At 69.0% G+C, this 24380-nt stretch carries 24 protein-coding genes; 11 read left to right on the top strand and 13 right to left on the bottom strand.

Annotated elements, in window-relative coordinates; translation table 11 throughout:
- Nucleotides 1-107 precede the first annotated feature (107 nt).
- The 8 genes from ACZYYX_RS04095 to ACZYYX_RS04130 all read right to left on the bottom strand — a co-directional run bounded on the left by ACZYYX_RS04095 (nt 108) and on the right by ACZYYX_RS04130 (nt 9088).
- Nucleotides 108-443, bottom strand: a complete 336-nt coding sequence (locus ACZYYX_RS04095) for a YbaB/EbfC family nucleoid-associated protein (RefSeq protein WP_276131532.1) — start codon at nt 441-443, stop codon at nt 108-110.
- Nucleotides 443-2053 (bottom strand): PPE domain-containing protein, encoded by a 1611-nt coding sequence (locus tag ACZYYX_RS04100; protein WP_463813145.1) that lies wholly within the window; start codon nt 2051-2053, stop codon nt 443-445. Before ACZYYX_RS04100 ends, ACZYYX_RS04095 begins: the two co-directional genes overlap by 1 nt.
- Nucleotides 2050-3456, bottom strand: a complete 1407-nt coding sequence (eccE, locus tag ACZYYX_RS04105) for a type VII secretion protein EccE (protein WP_463813146.1) — start codon at nt 3454-3456, stop codon at nt 2050-2052. Before eccE ends, ACZYYX_RS04100 begins: the two co-directional genes overlap by 4 nt.
- A complete protein-coding gene (mycP, locus tag ACZYYX_RS04110; protein ID WP_463813147.1) occupies nt 3453-4769 on the bottom strand; it encodes a type VII secretion-associated serine protease mycosin in 1317 nt (438 codons plus the stop codon). The genes eccE and mycP overlap by 4 nt, the downstream gene beginning before the upstream one ends.
- Nucleotides 4770-4975: 206 nt before the next feature.
- A complete protein-coding gene (locus tag ACZYYX_RS04115) occupies nt 4976-5233 on the bottom strand; it encodes an HPr family phosphocarrier protein (RefSeq protein ID WP_046364643.1) in 258 nt (85 codons plus the stop codon).
- 43 nt (nt 5234-5276) lie between these two features.
- Nucleotides 5277-7310 (bottom strand): PTS fructose transporter subunit IIABC, encoded by a 2034-nt coding sequence (locus ACZYYX_RS04120; RefSeq protein ID WP_463813149.1) that lies wholly within the window; start codon nt 7308-7310, stop codon nt 5277-5279.
- A gap of 24 nt (nt 7311-7334) precedes the next feature.
- A complete protein-coding gene (locus ACZYYX_RS04125) occupies nt 7335-8312 on the bottom strand; it encodes a 1-phosphofructokinase family hexose kinase (RefSeq protein WP_463813150.1) in 978 nt (325 codons plus the stop codon).
- Complete coding sequence (locus ACZYYX_RS04130; RefSeq protein WP_463813151.1) at nt 8309-9088, bottom strand: DeoR/GlpR family DNA-binding transcription regulator; 780 nt, start codon at nt 9086-9088, stop codon at nt 8309-8311. Before ACZYYX_RS04130 ends, ACZYYX_RS04125 begins: the two co-directional genes overlap by 4 nt.
- 42 nt (nt 9089-9130) lie before the next feature.
- Here ACZYYX_RS04130 and ptsP point away from each other — a divergent pair, with 42 nt between their 5' ends.
- Nucleotides 9131-10900 (top strand): phosphoenolpyruvate--protein phosphotransferase, encoded by a 1770-nt coding sequence (gene ptsP, locus ACZYYX_RS04135; RefSeq protein ID WP_463813152.1) that lies wholly within the window; start codon nt 9131-9133, stop codon nt 10898-10900.
- Nucleotides 10901-10945: 45 nt separating this feature from the next.
- On the top strand, nt 10946-11920 hold the full coding sequence (locus tag ACZYYX_RS04140; RefSeq protein ID WP_463813153.1) for a pirin family protein: 975 nt from the start codon (nt 10946-10948) through the stop codon (nt 11918-11920).
- Here ACZYYX_RS04140 and ACZYYX_RS04145 read toward each other — a convergent pair.
- From ACZYYX_RS04145 to ACZYYX_RS04155, 3 genes are read right to left on the bottom strand one after another with little or no spacing between them, the layout of a single operon-like run.
- The gene (locus ACZYYX_RS04145) at nt 11909-14032 is read right to left on the bottom strand and encodes an FUSC family protein (RefSeq protein ID WP_463813154.1); all 2124 of its coding nucleotides are present in this window, start codon (nt 14030-14032) and stop codon (nt 11909-11911) included. The two genes, ACZYYX_RS04140 and ACZYYX_RS04145, sit on opposite strands and share 12 nt — an antisense overlap.
- Before the next feature lie 44 nt (nt 14033-14076).
- On the bottom strand, nt 14077-14541 hold the full coding sequence (locus tag ACZYYX_RS04150; RefSeq protein ID WP_463814795.1) for a hypothetical protein: 465 nt from the start codon (nt 14539-14541) through the stop codon (nt 14077-14079).
- A gap of 49 nt (nt 14542-14590) precedes the next feature.
- Nucleotides 14591-15154 carry a TetR/AcrR family transcriptional regulator gene (locus tag ACZYYX_RS04155; RefSeq protein ID WP_463813155.1) on the bottom strand — a complete coding sequence of 188 codons (564 nt, stop codon included), beginning with the start codon at nt 15152-15154 and terminating at the stop codon, nt 14591-14593.
- Nucleotides 15155-15258: 104 nt separating this feature from the next.
- Here ACZYYX_RS04155 and ACZYYX_RS04160 point away from each other — a divergent pair, with 104 nt between their 5' ends.
- From ACZYYX_RS04160 to ACZYYX_RS04200, 9 genes are all read left to right on the top strand, one after another.
- Nucleotides 15259-15894 carry a TetR/AcrR family transcriptional regulator gene (locus tag ACZYYX_RS04160; protein ID WP_463813156.1) on the top strand — a complete coding sequence of 212 codons (636 nt, stop codon included), beginning with the start codon at nt 15259-15261 and terminating at the stop codon, nt 15892-15894.
- A gap of 37 nt (nt 15895-15931) precedes the next feature.
- Entirely contained in the window at nt 15932-16861 is a 930-nt protein-coding gene (locus ACZYYX_RS04165; protein WP_463813157.1) for a class I SAM-dependent methyltransferase, read from the top strand.
- A 73-nt stretch (nt 16862-16934) separates the two neighbouring features.
- The gene (locus ACZYYX_RS04170; RefSeq protein WP_463813159.1) at nt 16935-18344 is read left to right on the top strand and encodes an aldehyde dehydrogenase family protein; all 1410 of its coding nucleotides are present in this window, start codon (nt 16935-16937) and stop codon (nt 18342-18344) included.
- A gap of 13 nt (nt 18345-18357) precedes the next feature.
- Complete coding sequence (locus ACZYYX_RS04175) at nt 18358-19221, top strand: SDR family NAD(P)-dependent oxidoreductase (protein WP_463813160.1); 864 nt, start codon at nt 18358-18360, stop codon at nt 19219-19221.
- Between the two features lie 7 nt (nt 19222-19228).
- Nucleotides 19229-20191, top strand: coding sequence for an NADPH:quinone oxidoreductase family protein (locus tag ACZYYX_RS04180; RefSeq protein ID WP_463813161.1), 963 nt, complete (start codon nt 19229-19231; stop codon nt 20189-20191).
- On the top strand, nt 20188-20886 hold the full coding sequence (locus tag ACZYYX_RS04185; RefSeq protein WP_463813162.1) for a haloacid dehalogenase type II: 699 nt from the start codon (nt 20188-20190) through the stop codon (nt 20884-20886). Before ACZYYX_RS04180 ends, ACZYYX_RS04185 begins: the two co-directional genes overlap by 4 nt.
- Before the next feature lie 13 nt (nt 20887-20899).
- Entirely contained in the window at nt 20900-21307 is a 408-nt protein-coding gene (locus ACZYYX_RS04190; protein ID WP_463813163.1) for a PPOX class F420-dependent oxidoreductase, read from the top strand.
- Nucleotides 21308-21313: 6 nt separating this feature from the next.
- Complete coding sequence (locus tag ACZYYX_RS04195) at nt 21314-21799, top strand: DUF456 domain-containing protein (RefSeq protein WP_463813164.1); 486 nt, start codon at nt 21314-21316, stop codon at nt 21797-21799.
- Between the two features lie 180 nt (nt 21800-21979).
- The gene (locus ACZYYX_RS04200) at nt 21980-22327 is read left to right on the top strand and encodes a hypothetical protein (protein ID WP_463813165.1); all 348 of its coding nucleotides are present in this window, start codon (nt 21980-21982) and stop codon (nt 22325-22327) included.
- On the opposite strand, the gene ACZYYX_RS04205 is transcribed toward ACZYYX_RS04200, so the two are convergent.
- Nucleotides 22324-23124 (bottom strand): tyrosine-protein phosphatase, encoded by an 801-nt coding sequence (locus ACZYYX_RS04205; protein WP_463813166.1) that lies wholly within the window; start codon nt 23122-23124, stop codon nt 22324-22326. The two genes, ACZYYX_RS04200 and ACZYYX_RS04205, sit on opposite strands and share 4 nt — an antisense overlap.
- The gene (locus tag ACZYYX_RS04210) at nt 23124-24344 is read right to left on the bottom strand and encodes an acyl-CoA dehydrogenase family protein (RefSeq protein ID WP_463814797.1); all 1221 of its coding nucleotides are present in this window, start codon (nt 24342-24344) and stop codon (nt 23124-23126) included. Before ACZYYX_RS04210 ends, ACZYYX_RS04205 begins: the two co-directional genes overlap by 1 nt.
- Nucleotides 24345-24380 lie beyond the last annotated feature (36 nt).

Consider the following 24380-nt stretch of genomic DNA (forward strand, 5'->3'; position numbering starts at 1 on the left):
AGTCAACGCGTTTCAGCGACGGCTATCGCCAGGGTGTGACCAATCCAGCTTACGAGACACCCGAGGTGCCCCCTGGCACCGATTTCTCGACATCTCTCAGCGCAGACCTACTCCTGCGTCATCTCCGCGGTGATCTCCGCGACCACCGCATCGATGCGTTCCCGGTCGGCGTCGATCGACGCCGCCGCATCCGCGGACGCCTTCTGCAGCGCCTCGTTGACCCGGCCCTCGACCGTCTCGGCTCCCAGCCGCAGCAGACCGTCCTGGATGTAGACGTCCTGCAACCAGTGATGGCCGTTCAGCGTCACCTCGACAGTCTCGGTCTCGTCCGCCGCGGTGAACGATTCGCTGGCCATCTTGTCGAGCTGTTCGTCCATCAACGATTGCAGCCGACGTGCTTGGCGCAGAACCGCTTCCACCTCAGGGTGCATGTCCTCGCTCACTAGGACTCCTTCCTCGTGCCATCAGAGCCCGGCCGCCGACGCGGCTGCAGCCCGATCACCGGTTCGGTGTGCGGGCGCTCCTCGGTGTAGATCTCCTCGTCCTGCGACAGCTGCGGGTTGCGCTTCTTCTCCCCGCTCCCGCCGGCCCCGTGGGCACCGTGCATCGGCGCCATGCCACCACCCATGCCGCCTCCGGCCGCCGCACCACCGGCGGCCGCACCTGCAGCACCGGCCGCTGGTCCCGCCGCCGCTGCGTAGGGCGTCGGCGCCACCGTCTCAGCACCCACCGCCGGCTGCAACGGGACGCCGGGAACGCCGCCACCTCCACCGCCGCTGCCCCCGCCCGCGCCGCCTCCGCCGCGCGCCGCGGCGGGCCGCAGCTTGGGATCATTGGGCGACGTCGGATCGCCCTTGCCGAGACCCGGCATGCCGCCGCCAGGTGCGCCGCCGCCCGGTTGGCCGCCACCCGGTTGTCCACCACCGGGCGACCCGCCACTCGGGGCGCCGCCACCCTGACCCGCTTGCTGACCTGCCTGCTGCGCCGCTTGCGCCGCCTGTGAGGCCGGATCCCCGGCCGACATGGGAGACACCGGCGCCTCCTGCGGCGCCCCACCACCCGATCCGCCGCCGGGTGCCTGCTGGCCGCCACCGCCGCCACCGCCCGTCTGCTCGCCCTCGCGATATGGCCGGGCCCGACGATGATCCTCGGCAGTGACCGGCATGCCCGACACCACCGGTGCCGGCGGTTCGTCGGCCTCGACCTGGTTGACCACAGCCTCGCGGGCGTAGGTGTTGCGCAGCTCCTCGGACTTCTTCTGCTCTTCGGCGATCTTGTTCATCGCATCGGCGAACCCAGGAGAGCCGATCGGGTTGGCCAGCACCTGCTGCGACAACTCGCGGTAGCGCTGCGCGATCGGCTCGTGATCGCTCTTGGCCTTGCTGTGCGCCTTTGCCGCCACGTCGGCCTCATCGGCCAGGCGCTTCCAGGCTCCCGACAGCGAGATCAGCCAGTCGCGGTAGGCGTTGAACTTCGCGTACGCCGCGTCCGCGGCCTGGCCTTCCCAGTCCGTGGAGTTGACCTCGAACTCCTGCGCCGACGCGGCCAGCGAATCGGCGTTCGCCCGCCACATCGTGGCGGCAGCCCGCAGCGAGGCGCCGTCGTCACCGGCGTCGAGGGCCGCCTGCGCCGACTGCGGATCCATGAAGCCCTGCTCGGATGCCAACTGCCCCTTCGGGATCGGCATCTTCGGCGGGCGGGGCGGCGCGGGGATGTCCGGAGTCTTCGGCATCACCGGACCGCCGGGTGCACCGCCGGGGACGTCGAACGTCGATCCGATACCTTCACCCGACTGCTGGTCGATCTGGGTGTAGGCAGCCGCAACGTTGTCGAGCGTCTGAGCGAGACGCTGTCCCTCGATACGGCCGTATTCCTGGTAGGCCCAGAGGTTTTCGGCGTTCTGCGCGATGTTGGTCACCGCGACGCTGGCGATGATCAGCGCATCGGCGGAGATCAACGGCGGTTGCGCCTGCGCCGATGCAAACGTCAGACCGCGGATCTGATGGGCCTTGGCCGTCAGATCCGACGGTTGGACCCGCACTTCGTCACTCATGCGCGTTCTCCCTCCAGCACCGTCTGGTACCGGCTCTCTTCCCGCGGGTTGATCAGCCGAATCGGCAGCTGCTTGTGCCGTGGTGTGGCGATGAACGTGCTGCGCAACATGACTCGGCCCACCCCCGGATGCGGTCCCAGATATGTCGTCGCAGTCGGCCATGCCACCTTGGCGACCTGCCCGATGCGTGCGTTGACATAGCCCGCGAACTCTTCGAACTGCGGGCTGAGCGTGACGACGGCCCCGGCCGCGGCCGACCGGACCACGAACTGCGTGAACAGCCGCGCGTCGCCGAGGTTGATGCTGACGTCGACGTCGTCGAACGGCATGTACACCGGATAGCGATCCGCGGTCTCGCCGACGAGGATGCCGGCCGATCCGATCGGCAGCTCGTAGTGCCGGTCGCTGACCGGGCTCTCCCCCAGCAGGGCTGCGCGCTGGCCGCCGAACAGACACGCAAAGCCGCGTGGAGTGGACGGATTCGCCAGCGTGGTCAGCAGCACCGTCGTCGTCGGCGCGACACCGGGGGCGATGCGCACCCGGGTCAGCGTGTGGTCGGCCCGGGCCGACCACCACACGTCGGGGCCACCCGGTGCGCTGTACGCGGCGGTGAACGTGCTGCGCCCCTTGATCATCGACCACGTTTCTCGCTCGAAGCTGATCTCGGTGGCGCGGTCGAAGTCGTCGAAGCTGCGGGCCGGGCGGGCGTCGACGCCCTTGCTGGCCAGGTGATCGGCGATCCGCGTGGTGGACGCCATCAGGTACTGGGCCAACCCGGCCACCCCGGTATCGCGCCGCAGCGCTGCCTTCCGCGTCTTCTCCGGATCGGCGCGCAACACGATCCACGTCCGGCGATTCGCCGGCGCCGGATAGGGCCCGACTACCTGGTCGTAGAGCGCGACAAGGGCGGCTGGCGCCGTCCTACCGACCCGGTACCCGGCCGACACCACATCGGCCTCCAGATCGGGGCAGTAGGCCGCCAACAACTCTTCGATCGTGCGGGTGTCGACCACGTCGTCGGTGAACGCCGCGCCGTTGACGATCACCGTCGGAGTGAACGGGCGGGGTACCAACTCGATGACCGAGACCACGTAGTCGCCCTGCCACCGCAACGCGACATGGTCACCGGGGATGACGGTCGCTCCGACCGCCGGTTCCGACGGGGCCGGGGGAGGCTGGCGGTGCCGGCGCCGCCACGCGAAAAGCGCTGCGATCCAACCGGTCACGCGGCGGCCGCGCAGGGTGAGTATCGCGCCGATGCCGATCAGCACCGACAGCGTGATGCCCAGCCACATCAGATGCATCTGGGCGAACAGCAGCAGGCAGGCGGGGATCAGCACCGCCGCCCACAGCGCGTGCCCGGTGGTGAACCGCACCCCGAACACGGACAACACCCTGCTCATCGGCGCCTCAACGCCCGCCGTGCCATCGCGCCGATACCCAGCGCCGCGGCCACGCTCGCAGCGACGATCACGACCCACGTGATCGGGCTCCGGTCGGGTGGGGGCACGTACACCGGAGGCGGAATGGCTTTGATCTGGTACGGGATCGTGGCTGGCCCGGGCGGCACGTCCCAGGTCAGCGCCGCGACCGGATCGACCACACCGGCGCCGACGACGTTGTCCGCCCCTCCGCCGGGATGGCGGGCCGTTGCGGTGATGCGGTTCATGACCTGGGCCGCGGTGAGCTCCGGGAAGCGTTGCCGCACAAGCGCAGCCAACCCCGACACATAGGCGGCCGAGAACGACGTGCCGGCGATCGGGATGGGTCCGTCCTCCCCCTGCAGCGCGTTGACCGGATTGCCGTCGTAGCCGAGCGCCACCAGATTCTCGCCGGGCGCCGCGGCCCCGACCCACGGCCCCTGCATGGAGAACCCGCTGGGCGCTCCGTTGGGGCCGATGCTGCCGACGGTCAGTACCAGCGGCGAGTACCACGCCGGGGACACGATCGTCTGCACGTTGGCCCAGCCGCGCGGATCGGCGGGCACCGCGGCATCCGGCGGAGGATTCTGGGTGCACTCAGAGCCCGTGTTGCCGGCGGCGACGACGATCACCGCGTTCTTGACGTTGACCGCGTAGTTCACCGCCGCGCCGACGACGCTCTCGTTGATCGGGCGGGTCACCTTGTAGCAGGCCGCCTCGCTGATGTTGATCACCTGCGCGCCCAGGTTGGCCGCATGCACGATCGCGCGGGCGAGGCTGCGCAACGACCCCGCGGTCTGGGTCGAGTTGGGGTCGTTGGGATCGGTGCGCGTCCCCACCGGCTGGAAGCTGTCGGAGGTCTGGCGCAGCGACAGGATCCGGGCGTCGGGCGCGACGCCGACGAAGGCGTCGGTGGGGGCGGGCCGCCCCGCGATCACCGCGGCGGTCAGGGTGCCGTGCGCGTCACAGTCCGACATGCCGTTGCCGGCCTGGTCGACGAAGTCCCCGCCCGGTTCGGCGGGGACGCGCGGCGACCCGTTGACCCCCGTGTCGATCACAGCAACAGTTATGCCGGCCCCCGTGGCGAACCGTTGCGCGTCGGCCAACCGCAGATAGTCATTGGCCCAGGGTCGGTCAGCGAAGTTGGAGTTCGGGAACACCGTCGGGGCGGCACACACCCGACGCTGCTCCATCGGCTGATCCGGACCGGTCTCATCAGGCGGGATCGCAGCCGGATCGATGACCGGTGGCTCGATCGCGCTCGCTGTCGGCGGTGCCAGCAGAACGACGAGCATCAGAGCAGCAAACAGGGAAGCCAGTCGCCGCACTACTGGACTCCCCCCGCTCGACGTTGACCGACGGGCACCGCCCGCACCGACGTCAGCAAACATAGCGCCGCCTCGTTCGCGGCGCAAAAGGTCACGTCAGACGTCTTCGGTGCGGGCACATGGGCAAGCCTAAGGGCCCGCGGAGGGAGGTCGTTCCGCTTTCTTCGGGTGCCCTAGGCGTCGAGATCCTTCTGCACCAGCTCGGCGATCGTGTTCACCGCGGCCTCGTCGTCGGAGGCGACGGTGACCTGCGCACCGTTGCCCGCGCCCAGCGTCATGATCATCAGCGCCGAGCCGGCGTCCACCGGCTCACCGCCGTCGACCGAGAGCGTGACGGGTACACCGGCGTTGACCACGGCCTCGGCGATGATCGCGGCGGGCCGGGCGTGCAGTCCGATGGACGAGCCGACGATGACGGTCTTGGTGGGCATGAACTCTCCTCTTTCGATGGGTGGTGACGGGGTCGGTCAGGGATCAGGCGGCGACGAGCTCGCGCTCGGCCTTCTTGGCGCCGGGCTTGATGAACTGCTTGGCGGCGACCACGGCCATCGCGGCAGCGACGGTACCGGCGAGCAGGGCGATCACGAAGCCCAGCTTGTTGTCGATCGCGAACAGCACGAAGATGCCGCCGTGCGGGGCCCGCGACGTCGCGCCGAAGGCCATCGACAGCGCGCCGGTGATCGCACCGCCGAACATCATCGAGGGGATGACGCGCAGCGGGTCGGCCGCGGCGAACGGAATCGCGCCTTCGGAGATGAACGAGGCGCCGAGAAGCCATGCGGCACGGCCGTTCTCACGCTCGGGCTCGCTGAACAGGCCGGGGCGCACCGTGGTGGCCAGCGCCATCGCCAGCGGCGGAACCATACCGGCGGCCATCACAGCGGCCATGATCTGGATCGACGCGGTGGTCGAGGCGGCCAGTCCGGCGGTGGCGAATGCGTAGGCAGCCTTGTTGACGGGTCCGCCGAGGTCGAAGCACATCATCAGGCCGAGGATCACGCCGAGCAGGATGGCCGAGGTGCCGGACAGGCTGCTCAGCCAGTTCGTCAGGCCGGTGTTGATCAGCGCCAGCGGACGACCGACCAGGAAGAACATGATGAGGCCGACCACCAGGGAGGCGCCCAGCGGTGTGATGACCACCGGCATGAGCCCGCGGAACCATTGCGGCACTTTGAGATTGCTGATCCACAGCGCGGCGAAACCGGCGATGACGCCGCCGACGATACCGCCGATGAATCCGCCGCCGACGAAGACGGCGAGCGCGCCGGCGGTGAAGCCGGGTGCGATACCGGGTCGGTCGGCGATGGCGAAGGAGATGTAGCCGGCCAGTGCGGGGACCAGGAAGCTGAACGCCAGGCCGCCGAGGCTGAACAGGATGGCGCCCAGATACTGGGTGAAGCCGCCGCTGGGCAGGTTGGTCAGCGAGTTGTTGAGGGCGATGATGTTGCCCAGCGACTGCGTCGCCCCCTCGGGCTTGTTCGCGATCTCGTAGCCCGCGAACAGGAAGCCGAGCGCGATCAGCAGACCGCCCGCGGCGACGAACGGGATCATGTAGCTCACACCGGTCAGCAGGATCTGCCGGGTGCGGGTGCCCCATCCGACGTTTCCGCTGGGTGCGGAGCTCGCGCCTGCGCCCGCCGTACCCTCGACGCGCGGTGCGTTCGGATTGTCGGCTGCGGCAACGGCTTCGGCGACCATCTTGGCAGGCTCGTTGATCGCGCGCTTCACACCCGAGGCGATCACCGGCTTGCCGGCGAAGCGGCCTCGGTCCTTGACGCCCACATCGGTGGCGAAGATGACGGCGTCGGCCTTGGCGATGGTCTCGGCGGGCACCGGGGTGCTGCCGGAGGAGCCCTGCGTCTCGACGACCATGGTGACCCCGGCCTCTTTGGCCGCGGCGGCCAGCGCGTCGGCGGCCATGTAGGTGTGGGCGATGCCGGTGGGGCAGGCGGTGATCGCGATCAGCGTCTTGGTGGCCGGCTTCTCGGCGGAAGCTGCGGCGGGGGCGGGGGTGGCCGGAGCGGCGGCGGCAGGGGCCGGGTTGACCACCCCGTCGACCAGGGCGACGACCTCGTCGGCCGACGACGCGCTGCGCAGCGACTCGACGAAGTCCTTGCGCACCAGCGCCCGCGCCAGGCTGGACAGCAGCTTCATGTGCTCCTGGCCGCCGGAGTCAGGTGCGGCGATCAGGAACGCCAGATCCGCCGGGCCGTCGGGGGCACCGAAATCGACTGCGGGACTGAGCCGGGCGAACCCGATGGTGGGGGTGTCGACGTAGGGGGAGCGGCAGTGCGGGATCGCGATGCCGCCCGGCAGGCCGGTGGCGGACTGCTGTTCGCGGGCCATGGCGGCGCCGACGAGCCCTTCGGCGTCGTCGGTGCGGCCGGCCGCGGCCAGTGCCCCCACGATGCGGGTGATGACGGCCTGCTTGTCACCGTCGACGGCGGTGTCGAGGAGGACCAGATCGGTGGTGATGATCGGCGGTGATGAAGTGGTCGAGCTTGTCATGAGAGCTACTTTCGTCTTCGGCTGTTACTGGGTGGCGGGAATCGGGGAGATCGGCGCGACGTGTACGGCTGCCAGGTCGATCTCGGCGGGCGAGGGCAGGGTGGTTCCGGGAAGGGCGGCGGCGGCACTGCCGTAGGCGACGGCCATCTGGAGGCGCTGCGGGGAGACCGCGCCACCGACCTCGGCGCGGACGTATCCGGCCAGCGACGAGTCGCCGGCGCCGACGGTGCTGCGCGGCACGATCGGCGGCGGGGTCGCCATCCAGGCGCCGTTCCCGTCGACGAGCACGGCACCTTCGGCGCCCAGGGTGGCGAGCACCGCGCCGACGCCGCGGTCGACGAGCTGGTGCGCGGCGGCCACGACGGGCTCGGGATCTCCTTGTGCGACAGCCTCTTCGAGAGCTTCGGGGGACAGGCCCAGGACGCTGGCCAGTTCCTCGGCGTTGGGCTTGATCAGATCCGGCGCGCCTCGGTCGAGCGATGCGACGAGGGCGGCCAGCGGCGCGTCGGAGGTGTCGACGGCGACCCGGCACCGGCGCGTGGCGAGCATCGCCACCACGTCGCCGTACCAGGACGTCGGCATCCCCGGCGGCAGCGAGCCGGACAGCACGACCCAGTCGGCGTCGTCGGCGGCAGCCAGCACCGCGTCGGTCAGTGCGGTCACCGTCGCCGCGTCGAGCGTCGCACCCGGCTCGTTGATCTTGGTGGTGGTGCCGTCGGGCTCGGTGATCGTCAGATTGGTCCGGGCGGGCTCGGCCGTGGTCACCACGCGGTAGGACACCGCGGCGGCCTGCAGCGCGGTGATGAGCGGATCGTTCGCGCTGGCCGGGAGTACGGCGAGCGCGTCGAGGCCGGCCAGCGTCAGGGCCCGGGCGACGTTGACGCCCTTGCCGCCGGCCTGATCGGTCACGGACGTGACGCGGTGCACCGCGCCCCGGGTCAGGGGCGAGGGCAGCGACGCCGTGCGGTCGATGCTGGGGTTGGGGGTCACGGTGACGATCACGGTTGGTCTCCTGCGCAGACGATTTCGATGCCTTGCTCGGTCAGCGCGCTCCGGTCGGCGGCGCTGATCTCCGGGTCGGTGATGAGGGTGTCGACGCTGGTGATGGGCGCGAAACTGACGAAGTCCTCCCGGCCCACCTTCGACGAATCCGCAGCGACGACAACGTAATTGGCGGACTGCACCATGGCGCGCTTGACGGCGGCCTCCTCGCCGTCCGGGGTGGACAAACCGTGGCGCACGCTGATGGCGTTGGAGCCGATGAACGCGATGTCCACCCGCAGGGTGTCGAGCACACGCAGCGTCTGCTCGCCGACGGCGGCCTGGGTGACGCCGCGGACCCGTCCGCCCAGCAGCTGCAGCGACACCGTCGGCATCGTGGCCAGGCGCGCGGCGATCGGCACGGAGTTGGTGACGACGACGAGTTCACGGTCGGTCGGCAGGTGCGCGGCGATGCGCATGGTGGTGGTGCCTGCGTCGAGGAGCACGGTAGCGCCGCTGAGCGGGAAGAACTCGGCGGCTGCCGCGGCGATCGCATCCTTGTGCTCGGACCGGGTGACGTCCCGCTCGCCGACGCCGGGCTCGACGAGGTGCAGTGCGCGCACCGGCACCGCGCCGCCGTGCACCCGCCGCACGACGCCCGCCTTGTCGAGAACCGCGAGATCGCGACGTACCGTCTCGGTCGTCACGTCGTAGGCCGCGGCCAGCTCGGTCACCGAGGCGCGGCCCTTGGCCATGACCAGCGAGGCGATGGCCTGCTGCCGCTCTTCGGGGTACATAGAGCTCCGTTTGTGTGGGGATATGTGCGATTGGTTGTTGATATGGTTGGTTTTACTCTTGAACGTGTTGACTTGTCAACGGTTTTCTGTAACCTGGTTCACATGACTGCGATGTCCCTGTCTAGCTCACAGGCCTCCGAATCGGCCGCATCCAGCGCCGTCCTGCACGGCGTCCCCGTCGTGACCGGGGTGGCCTATGCGCCCGTGATCCGTCCGGGCACGCTGCCCGAGGTCGACGTGTCCGTTCTCCCCGAGATCGCGGACGCAGACCGGCCCGCCGAGAAGGAACGTTTCGGTGCGGCCGCGGCCACCGTGGCCACCCGACTGCGGGATCGCGCCGCCCACGCGACCGGCGCCGCCTCGGAGGTTCTCGCCGCGACGGCCACCCTCGCGCAGGACCGCGGCTGGCTCGGTGCAGCCGAGAAGCGCATCAACGACGGCGCGCCCGCCGTCCGCGCGGTCACGGCGGCGATCGACCAGTTCGTCGACATGTTCACCAAGCTCGGCGGCTTGATGGCCGAGCGCGTCACCGACCTGCGCGACATCCGCGACCGTGTGATCGCCGAGCTCAACGGCCTGCCCGAGCCTGGTGTGCCGCTGCCCGACAAGCCGTCGGTCCTGTGCGCCGAAGACCTCGCCCCCGCCGACACCGCCGGCCTGGACCCCGCGCTGATCGTCGCGCTGGCCACCACGCTGGGTGGGCCCACCAGCCACACCGCGATCATCGCGCGGCAATTGGGGATTCCGTGCGTGGTCGCCGTCACCGGGCTGGACGACGTGCCCGCCGGCACGACCGTGCTGGTCGACGGGACCCGCGGCACCGTGACCGTGAATCCCGACGCCGACGAGGCCCGCACCGCCGTCGACGATGCCGCGCGAGTGGCCGCCGCAGCCGCCGGGTGGACCGGTCCGGGTGCGACGGCCGACGGTCACCAGGTCGCTGTCCTGGCCAACGTCCAGGACGGAGCCGCAGCGCGGTCCGCGCGGGAGACCCCGGCCGAGGGCGTCGGCTTGTTCCGCACCGAACTGTGCTTCCTCAACACCGACGCCGAGCCCACCGTCGACGAGCAGACTGAGATCTACGGCGAGGTGCTCGACGCGTTCGCCGGGCACAAGGTCGTCATCCGCACGCTGGATGCCGGATCCGACAAACCGCTCAAGTTCGCCGGCCACCCGGACGAAGCCAACCCGGCGCTCGGGGTACGCGGCATCCGGATCGCGGAGAACAACCCCGGGCTGCTGGCTCACCAGCTCGACGCGATCGCCGCTGCCGCTGAGCGCACCGGCCAGAAGCCGTGGGTGATGGCGCCGATGATCGCGACTGCCCAGGAGGCGCAGAACTTCGCCGAGCAGGTACGCAGCCGCGGCCTCACCCCCGGCGTCATGATCGAGGTGCCGGCCGCCGCGTTGCTGGCCGACCGCATCCTCGAGCACGTCGACTTCCTGTCGATCGGCACCAACGACCTCGCGCAGTACACGATGGCCGCCGACCGGATGTCCGCCGACCTGGCCACCCTCACCGACCCCTGGCAACCCGCCGTCCTCGCATTGGTGGCGATGACCGTCCGCGCCGGCATCGTCGCGGGCAAGCCCGTCGGGGTGTGCGGCGAGGCCGCGGCCGACCCGCTGCTGGCGTGCGTGCTGACCGGTCTCGGCGTGACGTCGCTGTCGGCGGCAGCCGCCGCGGTACAGGGTGTCGGCGCGAAGCTCGCCACCGTGACGTTGGAGCAGTGCCGCGAAGCGGCCGACGCCGTGCTGGCGACGGCCAGCGCCGCTGACGCCCGCGCCGCGGCGCTCGAGGTGCTGGGCTGACGGCCCGGTCGGAATGAATCGGACCGCGGTCCGGTTAATCAGGGCATGCCCGCAATCACCGCAGACACCCTGACCCTGCCCCGGCTGTCCGCACCGTCGCCGGTCGACACCGAACGCCCCGTGCGCTCGGTGACCACCGGGCCCCGCGGCTACGAAGGGGAGGGCTTTCCCGTCGTTCGCGCCTTCGCCGGAGTCAACGCCCGCGACCTCGATCCGTTCGTCCACATGGACCAGATGGGCGAGGTGGAGTACCAGCCCGGCGAGCCGCGCGGCACCGACTGGCACCCGCACCGCGGCTTCGAAACCGTGACCTACATGATCGACGGCCGCTTCGCCCACCAGGACTCACACGGGGGCGGCGGCATGATCACCGACGGCGCCACACAGTGGATGACCGCAGGCTCCGGCATCCTGCACATCGAGACACCGCCGGCCGAACTGGTCGAGAGCGGCGGCTTGTTCCACGGCATCCAGCTCTGGGTGAACCTGCCCCGCAGCGACAAGTTCGCCGCGCCCAAGTACCAGTCCATCGAGGGTCCCCAGGTCGGTCTGGTCGCCTCCGAGGACGGCGGTGCCCTGGTCCGTGTGATCGCAGGCGCCATCGGCGGCCACGCCGGCCCGGGGGCCACCCACACCCCGATCACGCTGGCGCACGCCACGATTCAGCCGGGCGCACGAGTCGACGTGCCGTGGGACCGCGACTTCAACGCACTGGTCTACGTGCTGTCCGGTCGTGGCTCGGTCGGCCCCGTCGGCCACCCCATCGAACAGGGTCAGCTGGCGGTCCTCGGCCCCGGAGACCGCATCAGCGTCGCCGCCGCACCCACCCAGGACGCCCATCGCCCCGCGATGGAAGTGCTGCTGCTCGGCGGCCGGCCTCTGCGCGAACCGGTCTTCCAGTACGGCCCCTTCGTGATGAACTCGAAGTCCGAACTCATCGCAGCGGTCGAGGATTTCAACGCCGGCCGGTTCGGCACCATCCCGCCGAACGCGCTGATGCCGCACCGGTCAACCCGCTGACGCCGGATAGATCAGCTCCAGCTCGCCCAGCAGGGCGGCGACGGTGAGCAGCGGCAGAGCCGCCGAGATGCCGAGATCGTTCTCAGGAGCCGTCTCGCGCATCTCGGCGCGCATCTCTTTCCTCAGGGCCCGCACGAAGTCGTCGCTGATCGGTGTCAGCGACGGCACTGCGTCGGCACTGCCGGCCACCCGCTCGCGGATCGCCTTCGCATGCGATTCCACGACCGCGCGCACGCCCGGGTACGCCGACAGCGGCGGAGGTGTCGGGATGTCGGCGATCAGATCGGCTGCCATTCGCAGCCGGATCGCCCTGTTGAACGAGCGGACCACCGGCGCCCGGAAGTCAGAGTCGCCGCCGCTTTCCGAAAGATATTGACGCACAGCATCATCGATCACCCGGGAGGCCGCCAGAGCCTGATGACTCAGCGTCGTCACCTCGTCGTTGCGCTCCTCGTAGGCGCCGCGGGTGATGCGCAGCACCGCCGCCCACAGATAGCCGGCGAAGATCGCCCGCGCCGAGTCGATCGCCCGGGTCACGGAGGCCGTCGCACCCCGCGGCCACAGCAGCACCGACACCACCACACCGACCAACGCGCCGACGATCACGTCCTCGACCCGGATCAAACCCACCTGCCAGCCCGTCGGCACGATCAGGTTGAAGAAGATCAGCACCATCATCGTGAACGCGGCCTGCGCCGCGGTGAACGAGGCGATCTCGGGAACGTAGGCCGAGCCGAACACCGCGAACGGCATCAGCACCCACAGCACGGTCGGTTCCACCCCGACCAGACCGATGAGCAGGGCGCCCAGTAGAAATCCGATCGCTGTGCCGGTCACCGCGCGCCGCACCCGCGTCCCGGTGGACAACGCGCTGCTGCGCAGCACCGACAACGCGCCCAGCACCACCCAGAAGCCGTGCTCGACCGGGAAGATGTGGGTCACCGCGACCGCTATGGCCAACCCCAGGCCCGTGCGCACGCTGTTGCGTACCGCCACCGCACGATTCGCGAGGAAGCCCGACGTGATCTGCGCGGCCGCGGCGGCCTCGGGCAGCAACCGGTCCGATGCCCCTGTCGGCGGCAGACGCAGCCCCAGGGCGCGCGCCCACACCGGGCGGGCGTCGGCGGCTGCCGCGGCAGCGATGATCCGACCCGTCGCGCCGATAGTCGCGGCGATCGTGCGGCGCTGCAGCAGCGCACGACCCAACGCGACGGCCCGGTCGTCGTCGGGGGCGCTGAGGATCTCGTCGAGGTCCTCCCGCCAGCGACCCCGCGCGGTGGTGCGCAACACGTCGAGCGCCGCGTCCAGATCCATGCGCGCCACATCCCTGTCGGCCCGCCCAGAGATCCGCAGCACGGCAGCGGCGGATCGCAGCACATGCACCACCGCTTTCTTGTCGCGCAGCGTGACCCCGAGATCCTGCCCGACCCGATCGGCCACCCACTCGAGGTCGTCAACCACTCGGACCAGCGCCCTGCTGCCCGCGGTCAATCCGACCGGACGGAAGTCAGCCTCCAGGAACGTCTTTCGCAACTGGTCCATCGCGCGTCGCACGTCGTCCGCAGTGGCCGTGCCGTCGATGCGGTCGGCCAGCGTGCGGCACGCCCGGGCCGCGCGGCGGCGCAACTGTCCGTGATGCCGGGGCGGCAGCACGAACAGCGCGGCGGGCACGCACACCGCGAGCGCGATCGCCCAGCCCGTCAGTCGCTCACTGATAGGGCCGGGTGGCGTACACGCCGGCAAGACGAACAACAGCAACGTGGCCCGCTGCCCGGCCGCGACGGTCTCGCTCAACACACCCGAGAACGTCACCGCCACACCGAGGGCGAACATGATCGCCACCGCCGGCCACGGATAGGGGGCGATCAGCGTGCCCGCCGTGATCAGCACGAAGCCGTTGAGGCCCAGACCGGCATAGGCCACCGCGCGGTTCTGCCGATTGCCCGGGAAATCGGAGAACACCAGCAGGGCGACCGACCCGAACAGGGTGAACAGCGCGGTCTGCGGATTGCCGCCGCCGATCAGAAAACTCGTCCCCGCGGAGATCGGAACCACCGTCGCCGCCCGCACGGCACGCCGTAGTGCGTCGTTGTCGGGGTCGCGCTGATGCATCCGCCGGACGATGCGAGCACGTACGTCGAGTGTCGGCGCAGTCGTCAATGCGCGAGCACCTTCACGGCGATGACGAGCAGGCCCACCACGACCAGCGTTGCCACGGTGAGCGTTTGCTGCCACCACGGTAGCCGGGTGCGGCGCACGGCCAGCAACGCGATCAGGCCGAGCTCGCCGACGAGGATCCACTTCGCGACCCACATCGCGGTGTCGGTGTCGAGCAGCCCGAACCCGGCCGTCGCCAGCGCCGCCAGCGGCAGCACAGCGGCCTGCAGGATCTGCCCTGAGGCCTGCATGATCCGCCAGCGCTCCGCCCCGTGCGGCGCCTCCTCGTGCACGGCCAGGTGGGCGACCCAATCGGCCAGCAGGCTGGCCGCCCACAGCCCGCCCATGGTCACCGCGACGTCGAGCATCCGGGCCCAGCCGCTGGTGTCGTCTTCGGTGTAGCGCGTCAGGACCACCAGCGTGGCCAGACACGAGATGGCCCCGTACAGACGCTCCCGCAGCATCGCCACGACATGCTCGACGGGCGCTGCCTCGGCCTGGCCGCCGACGGGGTCAGTCACTGTCTGGCACCGACGCGAACCGCCCGGCGTCCAGACTCTCGAGCATTTGGGTCACCAGCCACTCCAATCCGTCCGGGTTGCGTGGCAACAGCGCCTGCTCGTATCCGACGAGCAGGTAGATCGACCACGACGCGAACATCTCAGCCTGCCGTCTGTTTCCCAATACTTGCAACGCGGCGTCGAACACTGCGTCGAAACGGTGACGATCGACCGCCGCCTGCGCGTCGTGCACGTGCTGGTCGATCGAACCCCAGACGCGGATCGCTGCCTCGGCACCGTGCGGCAGCGTCAGCCCGCCTTTGATCATCCGGTCCAGCCGTCGCCTCGGGTCGGGATCTTCGCCGACTTCTTCCACGCGGACCGTCATCCGGACCTGCCAGTCCGTGACGAGCTGGCGCGTGTAGTCCGACCAGCTCGCGAAGTGGTGATAGAACGATCCGCTCGTGACACCGAGCTTGCCGCACACCGAGGCGAGCTTCAGCCCGCCGTAGCCGGATTCGGCCAGCACATCGAACCCCGCCTGAAAGAACAACTCCCGTGACCCCGACGCCCCCATGTTCAAACTCTAAGTCGGCGGTTGGATGTTTGCTCGAATCCGCAGGTCGGTGTCAGAAACGACAGGCTGCGGGCACCCCCGGTGACGTGTGGCACAATTTCGAGGTGCCTTACACGGCGAGTAGAGGCCCAGGTCGACCCCCCGCGGCGAAGGCTGCCGAGACGCGGGAGCGCATTTTGCTTGCTGCGCGCGAGGTGTTCAGCGAGTTGGGGTACGACGCCGCGACGTTCCAGGCGATCGCCGTCCGGGCCGATCTGACCCGACCAGCGATCAATCACTACTTTGCCAGCAAGCGTGTGCTGTGGGGCGAAGTCGTCGAGCAGACGAACGCGACGATCGTCAGCACCGGAGTGTCACGCGCGCGGGAACGCACCGGCCTGGTCGACCGGCTGGCGGCGTTTTTGGCGGCGACCACGCAGGTGGACACCGAGGATCGCTCCGCCGCGGCGTTCCTGGTCACGTCGGTCCTGGAGACCCAACGGCATCCCGAACTGGTCAGCGACGACCACGATCCGCTGAAGAACTCCCGCTCCTTCGTCGCGTGGGCGGTCAACGACGCGATCGCTCGCGGTGAGCTCAGCTCCGACACCGACGTCGACCATCTGGTCGAGATGCTGGTCGCGGTGCTGTGGGGGATGGGCTTCTATGCCGGGTTCGTCGGGGATCGCGCCGCGCTGGGCACCGTGGTCCACAAACTCGAGCTGCTTCTTGCCAACAAGCTGTGGCATCTCGGTTCCTAGATTCACCCGGCCGTCGCGATAGTTAGACTCCCGAAGTATGAGCAGTTCGCGCACGGACAACGACACCTGGGACATCACCTCTAGCGTCGGCGCCACGGCCGTCATGGTCGCCGCCGCGCGCGCCGCTGAGACGCGGCGCCCCGACGCACTGATTCGCGACCCGTACGCCGAGATCCTGATCGCCGAGGCCGGCGACGGTGTCTGGGGGTTGATGCTCGACGACGACTTCATCGCACGGGTCACGACCTCCAACCCGGAGGTCGCCGCGATGTTCGAGAACATGAAGAGCTACCAGGCGGTGCGCACGCGGTTCTTCGACACCTTCTTCGACGAGGCGCTGACCGCGGGCGTCCGGCAGATCGTGATCCTCGCGTCGGGGCTGGATTCCCGCGCGTTCCGGCTGTCCTGGCCGGCAGGCACCACCGTCTTCGAGATCGACCAGCCCAAGGTGCTGGAGTACAAGGCCGCGACGCTGGCCGAGCACGGTGTCGATCCCACCGCCGACCGGCGCGCCGTGGCGATCGACCTGCGCCAGGACTGGCCCGCCGCGTTGACGGCCGCCGGGTTCGATACTGCACAGCCGACGGCGTGGCTGGCCGAAGGGCTGCTCATGTACCTCCCCGCCGACGCCCAGGACCGACTGTTCACGCAGGTCACCGAGCTGAGTGCGCCGGGAAGCCGCATCGCCGCGGAGTCGATGCGCCCGCACGCCGAGGACCGCCGCGAACGCATGCGGGAGCGGTTCGCCCGCATCACCGCGCAGTTCGATGTCCAGCCGATGGACATCAGCGAGCTCACCTACGACGACCCCGACCGCGCCGAGGTCGCCGAATGGCTCGACGCCCACGGTTGGCACGCCACTGCGGTGCCCTCGCTCGACGAGATGCGCCGCCTCGACCGCTATATCGAGGTCGAGGACGCAGACAGCGGATCGTTCTCCACCTTCACCACCGCGGTCCGCGACTGACGCGCGCCTGTTCACCAACTGGGTGGTTGGCTACGATTCGGGGTACTCGCCGGTCAGACCAAGGAGACCCTTCATGACCACCGATTCCGCCGTGCCCGTCGCACTAGACACCGACACCCCTGACATCGCAGCTACCGTCCGCAGGCTCCGGGAGACCTTCGCGACCGGCCGCACCCGCAGTGTGGAGTGGCGAAAGCAGCAGCTGAACGCCCTTGAACGGCTGATGACCGAGAACGAGGCGGCGATCGCCGCCGCGCTGGAGAAGGATCTCGGCCGCACCCCGTTCGAAGCGTGGCTCGCCGACGTCGCCAGCACCGCGGGGGAGGCCAAGAGCGCCGCCAAGAGCGTCAGCCGGTGGATGAAGCGCAGCTACAAGATGCTCGAGATGTCGCAGCTGCCCGGGCGTGGCTGGGTCGAGTACGAGCCATACGGCACCGTGCTCATCATCGGCGCGTGGAACTTCCCGTTCGCGCTGACGCTGGGCCCCGCCGTCGGCGCGATCGCCGCGGGAAACACGGTCGTGCTCAAACCGTCCGAAGTGTCGCCGGCATCCTCGGCGCTGATGGCCGAGCTGGTCCCGCGCTACCTCGACAACGACGCCATCGCCGTGATCGAGGGCGACGGCATGGTCAGCCAGGACCTCATCGACCAGGGATTCGACTATCTGCTCTTCACCGGAGGCACCGAGGTCGGGCGCAAGGTGTACGAGCGGGCCGCCGCGCACCTGACGCCGGTCACCCTCGAGCTCGGTGGCAAGAGCCCGGTCATCGTGTCGGCCGACGCTGACATCGACGTCGCCGCCAAGCGCATCGCCTGGACGAAGCTGATCAACTCCGGGCAGATCTGCATCGCTCCCGACTACGTGTTGGCCGAGGCGTCCATCCGTGACGAGCTCGTCGACAAGCTGCGCGACGCTGTCGCCGGCTTCGAGGCGAACAACCCCAGCGGTAAGCAGATCGTCAACGAGCGGCACTTCGCCCGGCTCACCGATGCCCTGGCCGCCACCAAGGGCACCGTCGCCGTTGGCGGGGACTCCGACGCGGCCACCATCAAGATCCAGCCGACCGTCGTCGTCGACCCGGACCCGGCCGAACCGTTGATGACCGACGAGATCTTCGGCCCGATCCTGCCCGTGGTCACCGTCCAGAACATCGACGAGGCAATCGATTTCGTGAACGCGCGGCCTAAGCCGCTCGCCGCGTACCTGTTCACCAAGACCAAAGCGGTGCGCGAGCGCGTCGTCAAGAACGTCTCTGCCGGCGGCATGGTGATCAACCACCTGCTGTTCCACTTCGCCACGCACAAGCTGCCTTTCGGCGGGGTTGGCCCGTCCGGCATGGGCGCTTACCACGGCAAGTTCGGGTTCGAGACGTTCAGCCACAAGAAGACCGTGATGACCAAGACGACTCGACCCGATGTCGGCGCCTTCATCTATCCCCCGTATACAGAGAAGGCGTGGAAGCTCGCCCGTCGGTTGTTCTGAAAGGGGATAGTCAATGCCAGGAGTGCAGGATCGAGTCGTCGTCGTCACCGGTGCCGGAGGCGGACTCGGGCGCGAATACGCGCTGACGCTCGCCCGTGAAGGTGCCAGCGTGGTGGTCAACGACCTCGGCGGGGCACGCGACGGCACCGGCGCCGGCCACAACATGGCCGACGAGGTCGTCCAGGAGATCAAGGATGCCGGTGGCCGCGCGGTCGCCAACTACGACTCCGTCGCCGAGCCCGAGGGCGCTGCCAACATCATCAAGACCGCCGTCGACGAGTTCGGCAAGATCGACGGTGTGGTCAGCAACGCGGGCATCCTGCGCGACGGCACGTTCCACAAGATGGAGTTCTCGAACTGGGACGCCGTGCTGAAGGTGCACCTGTACGGCGGCTACAACGTGATCCGCGCAGCCTGGCCGCACTTCCGCGAGAACGGTTTCGGTCGCGTCGTCGTCGCGACCTCGACCAGTGGACTGTTCGGCAACTTCGGCCAGGCCAACTACGGCGCCGCCAAACTCGGTCTCGTCGGCATGATCAACACGCTGGCCCAGGAAGGCGCGAAGTACAACATCAAGACCAACGCGATTGCCCCGATCGCGGCGACCCGCATGACGCAGGACATCCTGCCGCCGGAGGTCTTCGAGAAGCTCACACCCGAGTACGTGGCACCCGTGGTGGCCTACCTGTGCACCGAAGAGGTGCCCGAGACCGCATCGGTGTTCATCGTCGGTGGTGGCAAGGTCCAGCGGGTGGCGCTCTTCCAGAACAAGGGTGTGACGTTCACCGAGGTGCCGTCGGTCGACGACGTCGCGGGCAAGTGGGGCGAGATCACCGATCTGTCGGCCGCCGAGCGCGCGTCGTTCAACCTCGGCTGACCGCTGCATGAAAGCGCTTGTTGCGCAGGAGTTGTCCGGACCCGCGGGGTTGTCCTACACGGACATGCCAGACCCCGCGGGTGACGGGCAGGTGGTGATCGACGTCCGAGCCGCCGGGGTGTGCTTCCCGGACCTGCTTCTACTCCGCGGTGAGTACCAGTTGCGGCTGGACCCGCCGTTCATCCCGGGCATGGAAGCGGCGGGCACGGTGCGATCCGCGCCCGCTGGTTCGGCATTCACGGTGGGTCAACGAGTTTCGGCATTCACGATGCTCGGCGGGTATGCCGAGCAGGTGGCCGTCGATCCCGGGAGCGTGGTTCCGACGCCGCCCGACGTCGACGACGCCTCTGCCGCAGCTCTGCTGGGCAACTACTACACGATGTACTTCGCACTTCAACGCCGCGCGGCGCTGCGGGCCGGGGAGACGGTACTGGTGCTCGGCTCGGGCGGTGGCGTCGGAACGGCGGCGGTGCAGATCGCCAAGGGGCTGGGCGCCCGCGTGATCGCGATGGTTCACCGTCCCTCGGCGGTCGAATTCGTCGAGTCCCTGGGTGCTGACGTGGTTCTGCCGTTGACCGACGGCTGGCTGGACGCGGTCAAACAGCACACAGACGGCCGTGGGGTCGATGTCGTGGTGGACCCGATCGGCGGGTCGGCCTTCGATGACGCCGTACGAGCGCTGGCCACCGAGGGCCGGCTGTTGGTCATCGGCTTCGCCGCAGGCGGTATCCCGACGGTCAAGGTGAACCGGTTGCTGCTGCGCAACGTCAGCGTGGTCGGGGTCGGCTGGGGTGAGTTCGTCAACCGCACGCCCGGCGCGCAGGCCGAGGTCGGAGCGGGGTTGGCGGAGCTGGTGGCGCAGGGCTTGAGACCGCCTGCGCCGGTGCGCTTTCCGCTGTCGGCCGGAGCCGAGGCGTTGCAGAAGCTCGCCAATGGAGAGATCCACGGGAAGCTGGTCCTGGAGCCGTGATTCGAGCGCTGGCGTTCGACGTGTTCGGCACCGTCGTCGACTGGCGTTCCAGCGTGGCCCGCGAGCTCGCGGCCTTCGGCGCACGACATGGCGTCGAGGACGACTGGTCGGCGTTCGCCGACGACTGGCGGGCCGGTTACGCGCCCGCGATGGACCGAGTGCGGCGCGGCGAGCTGCCGTGGACGCGGATCGACGACCTGCATCGCGAACGGCTCGTGGAATTGTTCACCGACCACGGCATCGACGTCGACGACGCGGAGATCGACGACCTGAACCGAGCGTGGCATCGGCTCGACCCGTGGCCGGACGCGGTGGCCGGACTGACCCGGCTCAAGCAGCGCTTCGTCATCACCACGCTGTCGAACGGCAATGTGTCCCTGCTGACGAACATGGCCAAATACGCTGGACTGCCGTGGGATTGCGTGCTCTCAGCCGAGGTCTTCCGGCATTACAAACCCGATCCCGAGACGTACCTCGGCTGCGCCGAGATCCTCGACGTGGCGCCGAGCGAGCTGATGATGGTGGCCGCGCATCCGTCCGACTTGCGAGCGGCACGAGACGCCGGCCTGCGAACCGGTTTCGTGTTCCGGCCCACCGAGTACGGGCCGCAGCGCTCACTGCGCAAACCTGCTGAGGACGAATTCGACGTCGTGGCAGACGATTTCGGCGATCTCGCCGATCGACTCGGAGCTTGAAAGGATCGTTACCATGACCGCCACCCTGCCTGATGATCTCATCGACCTGCTGCGCAAGCCGAGCCCCTGCTTCGTGGCGACGCTGATGGCGGATGGCTCACCGCAGCTCACCGAGACGTGGGTGGCCACCGACGGCACCAACGTCGTCCTCAACATCGTCGGCGGTATGCAGAAGGAGCGGAACCTGCGCCGCGATCCCCGCATCGCGGTCAACGTGGCCGACCCCGACAACGTCGCGCGGTTCTACGAGGTGCGCGGTCGCGTGACGTCGATGACCAGCGAGGGCGGCAAAGCGCACATCGACGAGTTGTCGCAGAAGTACCTGGGCATCCCGTACCCGTACTTCAGCGGAAATCCCGACGAGACCCGGCTCATCGTCACGATCGAGGCCGACAAGGTCAATACCCCGATGGCGGGCTGACCCGGAGTGAGTGCTGCCGGCATCATCCTGGTCGGGCTGGTGATCGCCGTGGGCCTGGTGGGCATCCTGGTGCCGATCCTGCCCGGCGGAATCCTGGTGATCGCGGCGATCGGGGTGTGGGCGTTCGTCGAAGGGGGCGCGACCGCGTGGGTGACGTTCGGCGTCGCAGCGGCGTTCTTCGCGGCGGCGGCGATCATCAAGTACGTGTGGCCGGCGCGGCGGATGCGCGACGCTCAGGTGCGGACGTCGGTTCTGGCAGTGGGAGCGCTGGCCGGCATCGTGGGGTTCTTCGTGATTCCCGTCGTCGGGCTGGTGGTCGGTTTCGTCGCCGGTGTGTTCGGTGCCGAATTGGCGTCGCGGGGAAACCTGACGCGGGCCTGGGCCTCGACTGTGCACGCGGTCAAAGGTGTTGCGCTGTCGGTGGGTGTGGAGTTGACGGGGGCGCTGTTGGCGACGGTTGCGTGGGCGGTCGGGGTGTATCTGACGGTCTGAGCGCGTATGTGCCGGCAGCCCACTGTGAGCGACTGTGTCGGTGTCTGGTTAGTGGGTCTGTGTATCCGCCGAAAGTGTGGCTGAGGGTGTGCGGTCGAGCAGGGTGGGTCCGCGGGCGAAGGTTACGCCGCGGCCCGATCGTGGCAGCGGGGTGTCGGTGCGACGTGCAAGCCTTCGACCATGTCCGACCTGTACGTGATCCGCGGAATCGGCCTGCGCTCGGTGATCACCGACCACCTGTTCCGCGTCGGCCCCCAGACCATCCCCGATCTTCTCGACGCGCTCGAGTACCAAGGTTTCAGCGTCACCGGCCGGCCCGCCAAGACAGTCTTCGATGCCCTGCGCTGGGAGCGGGATCGCGGCCGGGTCCACCGACTCCGCCGCGGCAAATACGGCCCCGGAGAAATGCCCCGAACAACGGAACAGCGAATTCACCGCCGCGCCATGGAACTTCGCGCCCACGCCGGAATCGCTGCCGGTCGTGACGACGAACACTTCTGGGACCGAGTCGCGCTCTACCTCGACTAGCCCTGAAGCTGGGTGCGCAACCGGTCCAGATCCGCCGCGCCGAGCCCGCTGGCCTCCAGATAGCCTGCCAGAGAACCGAATTCGTCATCCACCGTGCGAAGCGCCGCGGCCAAGTATTCCTCGCGCACCCCCAGCACCGAATCGGTCAGCCGAGCCTCGGCGAGGTCCAGGATCTCCGGCGCCTCCGCCGCCCGCTGACGCAGGTTCGCCAAAATGCTCTCCCGCAACTGCGGCACCGCGTCATTGCTGCGGAGGTAATCAGCCATCACGGCGTCGCGGTCCACCCCCGCAGCCTGCAGCACCACCGCGGTCGTGAAACCCGTGCGGTCCTTGCCCGCGAAGCAATGCGCCAACACCCGTCGTCCCGAACCGAGCAGCGTGACCACCTCGCGAACAGCCCGCTGCGCCAATGGCGCACTCGCGATCCGTCCGTACTCCTCGGTCATGTACCGCGCCGCAGCATCGGCGATCGACTCACCGTCCGGCTTGTCGGTCATCATCCGCTTGAACGCGTGCTCGTGCGGCGCCTCGTCATCGGAGACCGTCGTCTCGACGAACGGCAGATGGTGGATGTCCACGCCCGCGGGCACCAGCCCCGGGCCGTGCCGCTCCACCTCGCGCAGCGTGCGCAGATCAGCCACATCCGTCACGCCGAACCCCCGCAGCGCCGAGCGCCCGGCGTCGTCGAGCTTGGACAGCTCACTTGCCCGGAAGAGCCGGCCGGGGACGATCCCGGTCTGCTCGGCGACATCGCGGAAGTTCCAGGCGCCCGACAGCTCGTTGCCGGCCGAACCCACTAGCTGGTCACCGCCGCCGCCAAAGCTGACTTCTCCCTGCCCAATTCGGCGCGGGCGATGGTGCGCATGTGGACCTCGTCGGGGCCGTCGAACAGCCGCATCGCCCGGTGCCAGCCGTACATCCGCGCCAGCGGGAAGTCGTCCGCGATGCCCGCTCCGCCGTGCACCTGGATCGCGCGATCGATGACGTCGCACGCCATCTTCGGTGCCACCGCCTTGATCTGCGCCACCAGCACCTGGGCGTCCTTGTGCTTGTTGCCGTGCTGATCGATGGTCCACGCCGCCTTGTGGCACAGCATCCTCGTCTGGTCGATAGCGTTGCGGGACAACGCAATCGACTCCCGCACCACACCCTGCTCCGCGAGTGGCTTGCCGAACGCCACGCGCTTCTGCACCCGGTCGATCATCAGTGCCAGCGCCCGCTCGGCCACGCCGATCGCCCGCATGCAGTGGTGGATGCGGCCCGGGCCCAAGCGCGCCTGGGCGATCGCGAACCCGCTGCCCTCCTGGTCGAGCAGGTTCGACGACGGCACCCGGACGTTGTCGAAAACGACCTCGCAGTGGCCGTGCTGATCCTGCCAACCGAACACCGGAAGCGACCGCTCGATCGAGACCCCGGGTGTGTCCGTGGGCACCAGGATCATCGATTGCTGCTGATGGCTGGCCGCATCGGGATTGGTACGGCCCATGACGATGAGGATCTTGCACCGCGGATCGGCGGCGCCGGAGATCCACCACTTGCGACCGTTGATCACGTAATCGTCGCCGTCGCGCAGCATCGTCGTCTCGATGTTGCGGGCGTCGCTGGATGCGACCGCGGGCTCGGTCATCGCGAACGCGCTACGGATCTCGCCGGCCAACAGCGGCTCGAGCCACTGCTTGCGCTGCTCCGGGGTCGCGAACAGATGCAGCGTCTCCATGTTGCCGGTGTCGGGGGCCGCGCAGTTGGTGACCTCCGGGCCGATCTCCATGCTCCAGCCGGTCAGCTCGGCCAGAGGTGCGTACTCGAGATTGCTCAGCCCCGACTCGTCGGGAAGGAAGAGGTTCCACAGTCCACGGCTCTTGGCTTCGGCCTTCAACTCCTCGATCACCGGCGGCACCGTGTGATCGTCGGGGCCGGCCTCACGCCGATAGCGCTCGTAGGACTCCTCGGCAGGAATGACGTTCTCGACCATGAAATCGGTCAGCCGTTGGTGGTAGTCGGCTGCCTTGGCTGACATCGCGAAGTCCATGCCCGTCACGATATGACACGTGTA

Source organism: Mycobacterium sp. IDUB_1, from assembly GCF_055419625.1.

Excerpts from the sequence above, each read along its gene's own strand:
- mycP (WP_463813147.1), bottom strand. The coding sequence starts at position 4,769 with ATGCTCGTCGTTCTGCTGGCACCGCCGACAGCGAGCGCGATCGAGCCA.
- ACZYYX_RS04200 (WP_463813165.1), top strand. The coding sequence starts at position 21,980 with ATGTCCGACCTGTACGTGATCCGCGGAATCGGCCTGCGCTCGGTGATC.
- ACZYYX_RS04145 (WP_463813154.1), bottom strand. The coding sequence starts at position 14,032 with ATGCATCAGCGCGACCCCGACAACGACGCACTACGGCGTGCCGTGCGG.
- ACZYYX_RS04180 (WP_463813161.1), top strand. The coding sequence starts at position 19,229 with ATGAAAGCGCTTGTTGCGCAGGAGTTGTCCGGACCCGCGGGGTTGTCC.
- ACZYYX_RS04210 (WP_463814797.1), bottom strand. The coding sequence starts at position 24,344 with ATGTCAGCCAAGGCAGCCGACTACCACCAACGGCTGACCGATTTCATG.
- ptsP (WP_463813152.1), top strand. The coding sequence starts at position 9,131 with ATGGTTGGTTTTACTCTTGAACGTGTTGACTTGTCAACGGTTTTCTGT.
- ACZYYX_RS04115 (WP_046364643.1), bottom strand. The coding sequence starts at position 5,233 with ATGCCCACCAAGACCGTCATCGTCGGCTCGTCCATCGGACTGCACGCC.
- ACZYYX_RS04120 (WP_463813149.1), bottom strand. The coding sequence starts at position 7,310 with ATGACAAGCTCGACCACTTCATCACCGCCGATCATCACCACCGATCTG.
- ACZYYX_RS04150 (WP_463814795.1), bottom strand. The coding sequence starts at position 14,541 with ATGCTGCGGGAGCGTCTGTACGGGGCCATCTCGTGTCTGGCCACGCTG.
- eccE (WP_463813146.1), bottom strand. The coding sequence starts at position 3,456 with ATGAGCAGGGTGTTGTCCGTGTTCGGGGTGCGGTTCACCACCGGGCAC.
- ACZYYX_RS04130 (WP_463813151.1), bottom strand. The coding sequence starts at position 9,088 with ATGTACCCCGAAGAGCGGCAGCAGGCCATCGCCTCGCTGGTCATGGCC.
- ACZYYX_RS04165 (WP_463813157.1), top strand. The coding sequence starts at position 15,932 with ATGAGCAGTTCGCGCACGGACAACGACACCTGGGACATCACCTCTAGC.
- ACZYYX_RS04190 (WP_463813163.1), top strand. The coding sequence starts at position 20,900 with ATGACCGCCACCCTGCCTGATGATCTCATCGACCTGCTGCGCAAGCCG.
- ACZYYX_RS04175 (WP_463813160.1), top strand. The coding sequence starts at position 18,358 with ATGCCAGGAGTGCAGGATCGAGTCGTCGTCGTCACCGGTGCCGGAGGC.
- ACZYYX_RS04140 (WP_463813153.1), top strand. The coding sequence starts at position 10,946 with ATGCCCGCAATCACCGCAGACACCCTGACCCTGCCCCGGCTGTCCGCA.
- ACZYYX_RS04170 (WP_463813159.1), top strand. The coding sequence starts at position 16,935 with ATGACCACCGATTCCGCCGTGCCCGTCGCACTAGACACCGACACCCCT.
- ACZYYX_RS04155 (WP_463813155.1), bottom strand. The coding sequence starts at position 15,154 with ATGGGGGCGTCGGGGTCACGGGAGTTGTTCTTTCAGGCGGGGTTCGAT.
- ACZYYX_RS04100 (WP_463813145.1), bottom strand. The coding sequence starts at position 2,053 with ATGAGTGACGAAGTGCGGGTCCAACCGTCGGATCTGACGGCCAAGGCC.